At 62.3% G+C, this 11930-nt stretch carries 13 protein-coding genes; 3 read left to right on the top strand and 10 right to left on the bottom strand.

From position 1 onward, the window contains the following. Positions 1-10: 10 nt before the first annotated feature. Both AC1DX0_RS21975 and AC1DX0_RS21970 read right to left on the bottom strand, forming a co-directional pair. Positions 11-472 (bottom strand): hypothetical protein, encoded by a 462-nt coding sequence (locus AC1DX0_RS21975; RefSeq protein WP_477224078.1) that lies wholly within the window; start codon positions 470-472, stop codon positions 11-13. Positions 473-909: 437 nt separating this feature from the next. Further along, the gene (locus AC1DX0_RS21970; protein ID WP_477224077.1) at positions 910-1341 is read right to left on the bottom strand and encodes a MarR family winged helix-turn-helix transcriptional regulator; all 432 of its coding nucleotides are present in this window, start codon (positions 1339-1341) and stop codon (positions 910-912) included. Positions 1342-1489: 148 nt separating this feature from the next. Between AC1DX0_RS21970 and AC1DX0_RS21965 the strand changes: the two genes are divergently transcribed. Continuing rightward, entirely contained in the window at positions 1490-2347 is an 858-nt protein-coding gene (locus tag AC1DX0_RS21965; RefSeq protein WP_477224076.1) for an alpha/beta fold hydrolase, read from the top strand. A gap of 75 nt (positions 2348-2422) precedes the next feature. Here the strand turns inward: AC1DX0_RS21965 and AC1DX0_RS21960 are convergent, their stop codons facing one another. Further along, positions 2423-3664 carry an MFS transporter gene (locus AC1DX0_RS21960; RefSeq protein WP_477356846.1) on the bottom strand — a complete coding sequence of 414 codons (1242 nt, stop codon included), beginning with the start codon at positions 3662-3664 and terminating at the stop codon, positions 2423-2425. 151 nt (positions 3665-3815) lie between these two features. Between AC1DX0_RS21960 and AC1DX0_RS21955 the strand changes: the two genes are divergently transcribed. Next, entirely contained in the window at positions 3816-4691 is an 876-nt protein-coding gene (locus tag AC1DX0_RS21955) for an AraC family transcriptional regulator (RefSeq protein WP_477356844.1), read from the top strand. Positions 4692-4720: 29 nt separating this feature from the next. Here the strand turns inward: AC1DX0_RS21955 and AC1DX0_RS21950 are convergent, their stop codons facing one another. Beyond that, positions 4721-5713 carry a Bug family tripartite tricarboxylate transporter substrate binding protein gene (locus AC1DX0_RS21950; RefSeq protein ID WP_477356848.1) on the bottom strand — a complete coding sequence of 331 codons (993 nt, stop codon included), beginning with the start codon at positions 5711-5713 and terminating at the stop codon, positions 4721-4723. 253 nt (positions 5714-5966) lie between these two features. Here AC1DX0_RS21950 and AC1DX0_RS21945 point away from each other — a divergent pair, with 253 nt between their 5' ends. Further along, on the top strand, positions 5967-6752 hold the full coding sequence (locus tag AC1DX0_RS21945; RefSeq protein ID WP_477224073.1) for a hypothetical protein: 786 nt from the start codon (positions 5967-5969) through the stop codon (positions 6750-6752). Positions 6753-6820: 68 nt separating this feature from the next. Here the strand turns inward: AC1DX0_RS21945 and AC1DX0_RS21940 are convergent, their stop codons facing one another. The 6 genes from AC1DX0_RS21940 to AC1DX0_RS21915 all read right to left on the bottom strand — a co-directional run. Further along, a complete protein-coding gene (locus tag AC1DX0_RS21940; protein ID WP_019860650.1) occupies positions 6821-7756 on the bottom strand; it encodes a ribose-phosphate pyrophosphokinase in 936 nt (311 codons plus the stop codon). Between the two features lie 168 nt (positions 7757-7924). Further along, on the bottom strand, positions 7925-8545 hold the full coding sequence (locus tag AC1DX0_RS21935) for a hypothetical protein (protein ID WP_477224072.1): 621 nt from the start codon (positions 8543-8545) through the stop codon (positions 7925-7927). Between the two features lie 43 nt (positions 8546-8588). Then, positions 8589-9740, bottom strand: a complete 1152-nt coding sequence (locus tag AC1DX0_RS21930) for a M24 family metallopeptidase (protein WP_477224071.1) — start codon at positions 9738-9740, stop codon at positions 8589-8591. Then, positions 9740-10534 (bottom strand): peptidoglycan editing factor PgeF, encoded by a 795-nt coding sequence (pgeF, locus tag AC1DX0_RS21925; RefSeq protein ID WP_477356842.1) that lies wholly within the window; start codon positions 10532-10534, stop codon positions 9740-9742. Before pgeF ends, AC1DX0_RS21930 begins: the two co-directional genes overlap by 1 nt. A 116-nt stretch (positions 10535-10650) precedes the next feature. Next, entirely contained in the window at positions 10651-11739 is a 1089-nt protein-coding gene (locus tag AC1DX0_RS21920; protein WP_477356840.1) for a class I SAM-dependent methyltransferase, read from the bottom strand. Beyond that, the coding region (locus AC1DX0_RS21915; RefSeq protein WP_477356838.1) for a prolipoprotein diacylglyceryl transferase family protein at positions 11736-11930 on the bottom strand (195 nt) is incomplete at its 5' end. The genes AC1DX0_RS21915 and AC1DX0_RS21920, both read right to left, overlap by 4 nt.

Below are 11930 nucleotides of genomic sequence, written 5' to 3'. Positions count from 1 at the left end.
GGATGTACATTCAGCCCCTCCGTCGTTCTAGGGCATCCAAGATGAGATTGAAAAGCTCGTCTGGGCGGACGGTCAGGCCAAATGCGCCAGCGGGCAAGGGCTCCGGCTTTCCGACGTAGAAAATGAGGGGCGGGCTCAACATGGCGCTCTTTACCTGCGGAAGAAACTTTCGTCCGGCACCATGGTCATCTCCGCGCGCCATGTCAGACAACACCAGATCGTAAATTGCCGACTCCAGACGTTGCTTGGCATTCCGGTCGGAGCTCGCCAGATCGATCGTCGCACCGAGACTATGAAGGAGGCCCATCTCGATGGCGTTGCCATCGGGATGGTCGTCGATCCATAAGATACGCGCGGAAGCGATGAGATGTTGCAGTCGATCGAGCCGCCTTGCCAATTGATCTCGGAGTTGGGTTGGAAGATCGATCTGCTTGGCTTTCGCCGCCTGCTCGATCCCCGACTTAAATTCCACTTCTAACCCCCCGAAGCCAACCTTCGTTGCTCGAGAGAAAGCTTCGCGGATTCGCGATGGGCCTATGACGAAGAATATAGTGAGAGCGACAGCCGCCCAAAAAAGATGGGGTGCCCACGTGAGTATTTGTTCCCATGGAAACGCACTCGCCGGCGGATCTCTAGCAATTTTAAATTCAAGCAATATTCGCCCTCAGATTATTCCCTCACAACAAGTATGATAGTGTCAATGCCCTCTTTATCGCAATCCCATTTCGAATTTACAATCAGCAATGGTCATCAGAGGACAACTACATCAGTCATGCGAGTTGGTTGGCACCGCTTCGGCACGTGAAAACTATGGGAACGGTACCGCCACTCCAGCGCTCATCACAGCCCACAACATTGCCAACCACCATTGGCCCAGCAAGATTGGCGCCCGGGAGCGCCTGGCATCGGCTACCCCTGACCGCTGCTCAGCGCATCACGCAGCGCCTGGATCTGGCGGTTCAGCGCATCGAGTTGCGCCAGCGTCATGCCGGAGCGCTCTATCAGGGTCTCATTGAGGCAGTTGCACTGGACCAGCAGCGCACGTCCAGCTGATGTCAGGTCGACTTGCACCTGGCGCTCGTCGGTCTGGCTGCGCTGGCGGGTCACCAGACCAGCCTGTTCCATCCGCTTCACCAGCGGTGTGATGGTGCTCGATTCCAAAGCGAGCCGGTGCGCGATCGTGCCGACCGACATGCCGTCGGCCTCGGCAAGCGCGTTGAGCACGAGATATTGCGGATAGGTGATCCCCATCTCGTCCAGCATCGGCTTGTAGGTGCGGTTGATCGCCATTGAGGTGGCGTAGAGCGTGAAGCAGAGCTGATTGTCCAACGGGAGAGGCACGACGCATTCCTTTGCCGATTAATCACGGAATATGTACCACGAAAAATGATATCGCGATATATATTTTTGTAGACAAGGCTTTCGACCTGCGTTAGCCATATCGATATCGCGATATTGTTTATCGCGAAAACAATCAAAGGAGATTGAGATGGCTTCGCAGACAAAGTCCGGCTCCGGCAGCGGCACGATCACCACCAAGGACGGCACGCAGATTTTCTACAAGGACTGGGGAACCGGTCAGCCCATCGTCTTCCATCATGGCTGGCCGTTGAGCAGCGACGACTGGGATGCCCAGATGCTGTTCTTCCTGGCGCAAGGCTACCGCGTCATCGCCCATGACCGCCGCGGCCATGGCCGCTCGACCCAGACGGATATCGGCAACGAGATGGGCACCTATGCCGCCGATGTGGCCGAACTTGCCGCGCATCTCGACCTCAAGAACGCCATCCATGTCGGCCACTCGACCGGCGGCGGCGAGGTGGCGCGCTACGTTGCGCAATACGGCTCAGGCGGCCGTGTCGCCAAGGCGGTGCTGATCGGTGCGGTGCCGCCGATCATGCTCAAGACAGCTGCCAATCCCGGCGGCCTGCCGATCGAGGTGTTTGACGGCTTCCGCGCCGCCCAGGCAGCCAACCGCGCCCAGTTCTTCCGCGACGTTCCGGCCGGTCCGTTCTACGGCTTCAATCGCCCGGGCGCCGAGGTCTCGCAGGGCGTCATCGACAATTGGTGGCGCCAGGGCATGATGGGGGGCACCAAGGCGCATTATGATTGCATCAAGGCTTTCTCGGAAACCGACTTCACCGAGGATCTGAAGGCGATCGACGTGCCGGTACTGGTCATGCATGGCGACGACGACCAGATCGTTCCCATCGCCGACTCGGCGCTGCTGTCGATCAACCTGCTCAAGAAGGGCGAGCTCAAGGTCTACAAGGGCTTTCCGCACGGTATGGCGACAATCCATGCCGATGTCATCAACGCCGACCTGCTGGCCTTCTTCAAGACTTGAATTCACAGGGAACGGCAAAGAAAAAGCACCCGCCGGCTGGCGGGTGCTTCTGCATCAATTGAGGGTCGGCCGGGTCTAGGCGGCCGCCTGAGCCTTGCGGGCTTCCTTCATGTTCGGCAGGAACACCGTCAGCAGGCCCAGGAACGGCAAATACGAGCAGATCTGGAAGACGAAATCGATGCCCTTCATGTCGGCGACGACGCCGAGCACGGCGGCCGCGATGCCGCCCATGCCGAAGGCGAAGCCGAAGAAGATGCCGGCGATCATGCCGACGCGGCCGGGCACCAGTTCCTGCGCGAAGACGACGATGTTGGAGAAGGCCGACGACAGGATGAGGCCGATCAGCACGGTGAGCACCATCGTCCATTCCATGTTGGCGTAGGGCAGCGCCAGCGTGAAGGGCAGCACGCCGACGATCGAGAACCAGATCATCGCCTTCTGCCCATAACGGTCGCCTAACGGGCCGCCGAGCAGGATGCCCAGCGCCGAGGCGCCCAGGAACAGGAACAGCATGATCTGCGACATCTGCACCGACACGCCGAACTTATGGATGGAATAGAAGGTGTAGTAGCTGGCGAGGCTGGCGATGTAGGCGTTCTTGCTCAGCACCAGCAAGGTCAGCACGATCAGCGCGTTCATCACCTTGCGTCGCGGGAAGGGCGAGACGAAGCTTGCCGCCTTGCGGGTGCCTTGCGCGGCGCGCAGACGACTGTACCAGCCGCCGACCTGCCACAGAACGACAATGCCGATCAGCGAGCCGACGGCGAACCAGGCGATGCTGGTCTGGCCGAACGGCACGACGATGAAGGCAGCCAGCAGCGGCCCCATGGACTGGCCGAAATTGCCGCCGACCTGGAACAGCGACTGCGCCAGGCCGAAGCGGCCGCCCGAGGCGAAGCGGGCGATGCGCGAGGATTCCGGATGGAAGATCGCCGAGCCGATGCCGATCAGCGAGGCGCCGAGCAGCAGCAGATAGTAGTGCCCGGCATAGGCCAGCACGACCAGGCCGATCAGCGACGAGGCCATGCCATAGGGCAAGGAATAGGGCATCGGCCGCTTGTCGGTGATCATGCCGATCACCGGCTGCAGCAGCGAGGCGGTCACCTGGAAGGTGAAGGTCAGAAGGCCGATCTGCCAGAAATCGAGGCCGTAATTCTCTTTCAGCAAGGGATAAATGGCCGATAGCAGCGACTGCATGATGTCGTTGATGCCGTGGCAGAAGCTCACTGCCAGGATGACGGTGAAGGCCGTCGCCTGGGCGGAAGTGTGACTGGTGGGCGCTGGTGGCGCGACGCTGGCGGCTGTCGTATCGGTCAAGGGTGGCTCCGTGGTCTTTTTGGCGGGCACGCCCGCAGGCAATCTGGCGGATGCGCCTGCAGCCGCCTTAGAGACGGTTGCCTTATAGGCTGCTTGCAGCGCGACTTCTTTCGTGGTTTGGTCCAATAGTTTCGCAAGTGGGCCATACCCAATGCCACATGGCAGGGAAATCTTTCGCGCCGGCAACGCCGATCTCGGCCAATTGCATGAGAGTCGCTGGCAATGGCTGGAGGAGGTCGCCGGGCCGGCGGTGGCGTTGCCGACCGAATATCCCGACGGTTACCATGTGCCGCARCACCRCCACAGCCGCAGCCAGTTGCTGCACGCGCTGGTCGGCGTCGTGCTGGTGACGACGCGGCACGGGCGCTGGATGGTGCCGCCCGACCACGCGATGTGGATTCCGGCCGGCACGGAGCATTCCGTCGAGATGCTGGGCGATGTCTCGATGCGCTCGGTCTATGTCATGCCGGGCGCGATTCCCGGCCTGCCGGAAGGGTTGCGCGTCGTCGGCGTCACCGAGCTGATGCACAGCCTGATCGTGGAATCGGAGAAACTGCCGCAAGGCGGCGAGTTGCAAGGGCGCGGCGGGCTGATCATGAACCTGTTGCTGCATGAAATCCCGACCTTGCCGGAACGGCCGCTCGGGCTGCCGTTCCCGTCCGATCCGAGGCTGGCGATACTGTGCCGTCGCTTCGTCGCCGCACCTTCGCCGCATGCGACGATCGACGAATGGGCGGATGCCGCCGGCATGAGCCGGCGCTCCTTCACGCGCGCCTTCCAGCGCCAGACCGGCCTGTCGCTGTCGACATGGCGCCAGCAGGCCTGCCTGTTCGCGGCGCTGCCCAGGCTCGCCGATGGCGAGCCGATCACCCGGGTGGCGCTCGACTTGGGCTATGACAGCGTGCCGGCCTTCATCACCATGTTCAAGCGCATGCTGGGCTCCTCGCCGCGCGGCTATATGCGTGGCACGCGAGACGGCGAAGGCATGCGGCGGACGCAGCCTCGATTGGAGGCTCCGGCGCCATAGTAAGCAGCGCCGGAGTGCGCATTGACGCCCTAATCCATCTGAACGCCGCTGGCCTTGACGATCGGCTCCCACTTGGCGAGTTCAGCCTTCACATGCGTTGCCAGCTCTTCGGGGCTGGAGGCCACGATCGAGGCGCTGAATTGGCCCATGCGCGCAATCACATCGGGATCCTGCAGCGCGTTGGCTGCTGCCTTGTGAAGAACCTCGATCACGTCCGCCGGGGTGCCCGCGGGTGCGAACAGAGCGTTCCAGCTATAGGTTTCGTAGCCCGGAATGGTTTCGGCAATTGCCGGCAAATCGGGGAAGGAGGGCACGCGCTCCTTGGTGGTGACGCCCAGAGCCCTGAGCGTCCCGCCCTTGATATGGCCCGATGAAGACGGCAGGTTGTCGAACATCATCGGCACCTGGTTTGCGATAACGTCGTTCAAGGCCGGCCCGGCGCCCTTGTAGGGTATGTGCTGCATATCAACGCCGGCCATCGTCTTGAAAAGCTCGCCCGACAGATGCAGCGGGGTGCCATTGCCCGATGAGGCGTAGGCGTATTTGTCCGGGTCCTTCTTCAACAGCTCGATCAGTTCCTTGACGTCTTTGGCGGGAAACTGGGGGTTTACGACCAGGACGTTCGGCACCAGCACAAGCAGCGATATCGGAGCAAAATCCTTCTCCGCATCGTAGGGCTTGGTCTTGAGGATCAGAGGGTTGAGCGCGTGCGTCGCAACCGTGCCCATGAGGATCGTGTAGCCGTCCGGCTCGGCCCGGGCGACCTGGGCAGCACCGATGCTGCCGCCGGCCCCGCCAACATTTTCAACGACAATCTGCTGCCCGAGGTTTTCGGACATCTTGYTGGCGACGAGACGGGCGACCAGATCCGTCGAGCCGCCCGCGGAAAAGGGGACAACCATCGTGATGGTCCGGTCCGGAAAATCGGCGGCCCAGGCCGCCGGTGCCGAAAAGACAGCCGCGATCGAAACCGCAAGCCCGAGCAAAGTCCTCCGCCGGATTGTCATCTGCACCTCCTCCATTGTTTGGAGGGGCAGTATGCCATGGCAAGCGCGTAAGGAAACCTCTGCTCGCGGTACAATGCAGAAGACCGAAGGCGCACCAAGGAAACGGCGACCGATCATGGTTGGCGCTAGGTACCTGAAACAAAGAAATAATTCTTTGCTCAGGTGCCGCACAGGTTGCCTGTGTGCGGTAGCGTCAAGCGGTATTTCAACCAACTCACGAGGAAACATGATGTCCCCGGCAAAGCCGACAGCAATCTGCGAGGAAATCTTGCGCTCGGGAATACGATACAATATCGAGCACCAAATACTGCCGAGTGAAAATGCCGTCGCAGAACGCCTTCTATCGCGAAGGGCGGAACTGATCGATGTCTACAATGAACTCCATGAGAAATTGCACGATCAGTGTCGTGCGCTAGAGTCGTTCCTTGGTACCCTTTTGAGCGCAGCTGCCTTCTGGAGCCCGGATAAACTTGCTGCCACCCGGAAGGGAAAGGAGCGGCTTGAGGTAGTAAACCGGGAGATCGCTACCAAGGCGGCAGATTTGGCCGGCCTCCTCGACGAAAGATCCGATCTTCACAACCATTCTCAATTCTACACCGACACACATTACGACGTATGCGGTGTGATTGAGGCTGCAGCCCGGGATAACTACCTTTTTGATTCCTGGGTGCGCGAAAAGCTTGCCAACTTAAGTGGGCAATTCGACCTGAAATATTGGCCAACACTGGGAGATTTCGTGCGGGAGTTGGCAACTGACGCCGACAAAGCCAGTGCACTGGCCGCCGATCCGCTTACGGCAGCAGGAACCAGCGCCTTGCGACCATCTCTCTCTGATTTTTTTAAAGCACTTTTTGCCGCGATCCTGGAAAATAGCTGCGAGAACTATGGCGCGATACCGAACGGTCTAAAGCTAACCGATAGCACATACGCTTCACTAGCGAATTGCGCCTTAGGCCTATCGTCAGAGAACCTCGTTGATTCAGCGTACGTCAAGCGGCTGCGTCAACGCCAAAGGGAAGTAGACGGGAAAGAGCAAACTGAACGTGCCCGATGATGGCTTTGATACATGCGCAAACCCATCTCTATCGAGACCAAGATCGTCCTGGTTCAGTGCGTCTCGCTTTAGTCGAACAGGCTCGACACCGATTCCTCGGTCGCTGTGCGCGAGATGGCTTCGCCCATCAGGTCGGCGATCGAGATGACGCGGATGTTGGGGGCGTCGAGGACGCCCTGTGTCGGCTGGATGGAATCGGTGATCACCAGTTCCTGCAGCTTCGAGCCGCTGATGCGGGCGACCGCGCCGCCCGACAGCACGCCATGGGTGATATAGGCGGTGACGCTGGTGGCGCCGTTGGCCAGCAGCGCATCGGCGGCATTGCACAGCGTGCCGCCGGAATCGACGATGTCGTCGATCAGCAGGCAATCCTTGCCGGCGACGGCGCCGATGATGTTCATGACTTCCGATTCGCCCGGGCGCTCGCGGCGCTTGTCGACGATGGCGAGTTGCGCATCGAAGCGCTTGGCCAGCGCACGCGCCCGCACCACGCCGCCAATATCGGGCGAGACCACCACGACATTGCCGAGCTGCTTGTATTTCGCCTTCACGTCGCGGGCCATSACCGGCACSGAGAACAGATTGTCRGTCGGGATRTCGAARAAGCCCTGGATCTGGCCGGCATGGAGGTCCAGCGTCAGAACGCGGTCGACGCCGGCGCGGGTGATCATGTTGGCGACCAGCTTGGCCGAGATCGGCGTGCGGCCCGAGGCGCGGCGATCTTGCCTGGCGTAGCCGAAATAGGGAATCACCGCCGTGATGCGCTTGGCCGAGGAGCGCATGAAGGCGTCGATCATGATGAGCAGTTCCATCAGGTGATCGTTGGTCGGGAACGAGGTCGACTGCAGGATGAAAACATCCTCGCCGCGCACGTTTTCCTGGATTTCGACGAAGATTTCCTGGTCGGCGAAGCGCCTGACACTGGCCTTGCCCAGCGGGATGTTGAGATAGCGGGCGACCGCTTCGGCCAGCACTCTGTTGGAATTGCCCGCGAAGAGTTTCATGCACCGTTCCTGGTGGAGGATGGGAAGGCCTGACAGACTCTCCCGTACCTTTTAACCGGGCTTTTAGCGGCCCGCGCCGGTATTGCAAGCGTCGAGATTGGGAATCCGCCGGCTAAACTCAAGAAAGGTTGGTGCCATCGCCGAGAGGCAACACTCCAGCACGCCTTGCTAACCCGCCTTGCCGCCGAGAAATGCCGTGAACTGGTCGATGGTCTGGTCGGCGATTGCCTGCATGGTTGCGGGCGAGACGTCCTTCCAGCTGTCGGCGCCCCCGCCATTGCCAACCGAAGGCGCCTTCATCTGGCCGTTGATGCGGTGCAGGCGGTTGCCTGCGGGGTCGTAGACGTCCCAGACATAGATGACGGTGGTGTCCTTGCCTTCCGAAATCGCCGAGAAATAGCCCTTCAGCACATGGGTCGCGGTCTGGTCGGCGCTGCCGGCAAGCGTGATGCCACGCTGCTTGGCCCGCGTCTGCAGTTCCGCCGTCAGCGGCGTGGCGGCCTCCACCGAAGCGCCGACGATCGGCGCGATCTGCAGCCGGGTCTTCGACAGGATGGCAGCGCTCTGGGCTGAGGTCAGCGGCGCGGTGGTTGCGCCACCAGCAGTGGTGGCAGCAGGCGCGGTCGGCGATGGCGCGGGAACCGTGGCCGCAGTGCTGCCCGGCGTCGCTGGCGCTGAGGTCGCCGGCGGGGTGATGGCGGAAGGTTCGAGAACGTCCTTTGCGTTGGTGCAGGCGGCAAGAGCCAATGCCACAAGCAATGACACGGTCGTCACATGCGATCGTCTCATTTGCCTTCTAACTCCTTGGCGAAGAACGCCTCCCATTATGGATTCACTGTACGATCAAGTCGAGATCATGGCGGGACAGCGGCTTCGGCTGGGATTCGGTGGTCAGGTAGGTGCGGCCAAGCGTCATTGCCGTCTCGGTCTCGGAATCCATGATGATCATGTGGGCGAACAGCGTCATGTGCGGCGCGATCGGCTCGGGGTTGCCCTGATAGAACATCGGCATGTCCATCCAGGACGGCGTGAAGCGGGCGCCGACGGAGTAGCCGCAGGCGTTCAGCCGGTGCTTGGTCAGGCCGTGCGTCTCCATGGTACGGGCGTGGGCGTCGAAGACATCGCCAAATGTATTGCCCGGCGCCATCGCCTTTTCGACGGCGAGAAGAGCGGCCCGCGCGGCGTCGAAAAGTTCCTGATGGCGCTTCGACACTTTGCCGGTCAGCACGGTGCGCATCATCGGCGCATGGTAATGATGGAAGACACCGGCCCATTCCAGCGTCAGCTGGTCGTTCTTGGTCAGCTTGCGGCGGCCGGCYTTGTAGCGGCAGAGCAGCGCGTCGACACCGGAGCCGATGATGAACTCGTTGGCCGGATAGTCGCCGCCGCCGGCAAAGACCGCGCCTTGCATGGCGGCCAGGATCAGCGCTTCGTCGCCGCCCTGCTTGATCAGCGGCAGCGCCGCGTCCAGCGCATCGTCGGAGAGGTTGGCGGCCTTCTCGGCCTTGGCGATCTCGGCCGGGCTCTTGAACAGGCGCAGCCGGCCGACAATGCCGGAGGCGTCGGCGATCTGGCCAAAAGTCTGTAATTGCTCGTCCAGCCGGCGGCCATTGAAAGCGGTCAGGCCGTGGGTGTCGTATTCGACGCCGATGCGGGCGCCAAGCAGGTTGAGATCGTTGAGCAGATTGCGCAGGTCGACCGCCGGGTTGGCGCCGTTGCGGTCGGTCCACAGCACGATGTTGTCGATGATCGAGGTGTGGCGCGCCTGGCGCAGGTCGGCCGAACGGGTCAGAAGCACCATCGAGCCGTCGGCCTTTACCACCAGGCACTGGAAGAAGCAGAAGCCGAACGTGTCGTAGCCGGTCAGCCAGTACATGCTTTCCTGCGCGAAGAGCAGGATGGCGTCGAGTTTCTTCTCGGCCATCTCGATCATCAGCCGGTCGCGCCGCGCGTCAAATTCCGATCGTTCAAAATGCAGCGCCATTATACCTTCTCCAAAACGATGGCCGAAACCTGCCGGCCGTAATCGGGCTCCTTGCGGTGCGTGGTGCGCCGGTAGGAGTAAAACAAATCTTCCTCGGCATAGGTGCAGCGGCCGAGGCCCTCGGCGGTCACGCCGGCCCTGGCCAAACGGTCGACCGTGTAACGGTTGAGATCGAACATGGCATGGCCTGATGTGGCGGAGGGCGCGAAGTAGCTGATGTTTTCCGCGTCGACCTCGACGAAGCGGGCGACGAATTCCGGCCCGACTTCGTAGTTTTCGGGGCCGATCGAGGGGCCGAGCACGGCGACGATGTTTTCACGCCGGGCCCCCAGGCTTTCCATCGCGGCAATGGTGTTTTCCAGCACGCCCGTGAAGGCGCCTTTCCAGCCGGCATGCGCCGCGCCGATGATGCGCGCCCCGGCATCGGCGAACAGCACCGGGCCGCAATCGGCGGTCGAGGCGCCGATGGCGATGCCCGGCCGGTCGGTGACGATGGCATCGGCCTTGGGGCGTTCGCCGGCAAAGGGTTCCCTGACGACAATGACGTCGGGGGAATGGATCTRCCAGGCGGTCAACAGATGGCTCGTCGGCACGCCCATCCAGGCGGCGACACGGGCACGGTTCTCGGCCACCAGCGCCTTGTCGTCATCCGATCCGGTGCCGATGTTGAGGCCCTGGTAGATGCCGGTCGAGACGCCGCCTGTACGGGTGAAATAGCCGTGGCGGATGCCTTGTGCCTGCGCCTTGTCCAGCAGCGGCGACCGAACGGGATCCGGTTTGGTCTGAGTGAGCATGCGGGCGTTGTTGTCCGTGTGGGCGGTTTCGTCAAGAAAAAGTCCGGAAGCGAGGTGGCCGGCGGTTCGGCCGCTCTTTTGCCGGACGGGAGATTGGGAGGGGCAGCGGTGAAAAGTCAATCCGCCGTGGCAAAGGGCCGGATCGGCACACCGCGCGGCAGGACCGCAAGCACCTTGAACAGCTCGCCCATGGCCTGCGGTCCGGCAAGGCGTTCGACATCGCCGGTGATCTTGTCGCGTGCCGCCTGGCCGGCATCGGCGCCAAGCCGGCCGGCGCGCTCGAGAATGCCCATGCCGAGCAGGAAATTGCCTTGCGTCGACAGATGGGCGTCGAGACCATGCGCGCGCACGGTCGCGGCAAGGGCGGCGAAATCGACATGCGAGGTGAGGTCGGCTTCGCCGGGATTGGCCAGCACATCTTCGTGATTGTGCCGGCGCAAGGCCTGCAGCGTGTCGCCGACACCCGGCTGGAGATGGCCATAGTCGAGGAACAGGCCGGCGCCGCCATGGCGGGCCATGCGCTCGGCAATGGCCGCCATCAGCGCGGTGCGGGCGGGAGCGATCTCGACGACCGCCCCTTGCGGCGCTTCAGCGGCGTCAACGGGCAGCAGCGTCGGGTCGACCGAGCTGGCGCCGGCGAAGAAACAAAGGGCATTCTCGTCGTCCAGGCTGACCATGCGCTCGCGCCAGCCCGTACCGGCGCGGACGAACTGGCGGATCGGCACAGCGTCGAACAATTCGTTGCCGACGATGAGCAGCGGCTGATCGGGCAAGGTCTCGATGGTCTCGTGCCAGCCAACCGCGAAAGGTGTCGCGCCGAGCGTCTGTTTCTGGACCTCGGTCAGGCGCGGGCTGGTCTCGATCATGGCGAAGACGGCGCCATTGGTCAGCGTGGGATCAAGCCGCGACAGGGTGCGCAGCATGTCCTTCATCAGCGTGCCGCGGCCCGGGCCGATCTCGGCAATGGTCACCGGCATCGGCTTAYCCGTCGCCAGCCAGGCCTGGTAGAGCCAGACGGCGACGAGTTCGCCGAACATCTGGCTGATCTCCGGCGCGGTGATGAAGTCGCCGGCAGCGCCGAAGGGCTCGCGTGTCGTGTAGTAGCCGTCGGCGGGGTCGAACAGGCACAGCGCCATGTATTCGTTGACGGGAAGGGGGCCGAGCGCCTCGATCAGGTCGACGATGCGGGTCTTCAACGGCGTCATGTCGCCTGCGGCTGGGGTTGCGGCACCGGCTTGGCGGTCGCCATTGCCCAGATGCCGGCCAGCACCATCGGCGTCGACAGGATCATGCCCATGGTCAGCCAGTTGGTGCCGAGGAGATAGCCGAGCTGCTGGTCGGGTTCGCGGAAAAACTCGACGAAGATGCGCGACAGGCCATAGCCGCAGATGAAGGC

This window comes from Mesorhizobium sp. P3_A9 (assembly GCF_056402975.1).
Note: the sequence above shows the minus strand (reverse complement) of the source record. Positions and strands in the feature narration are given on the sequence as shown.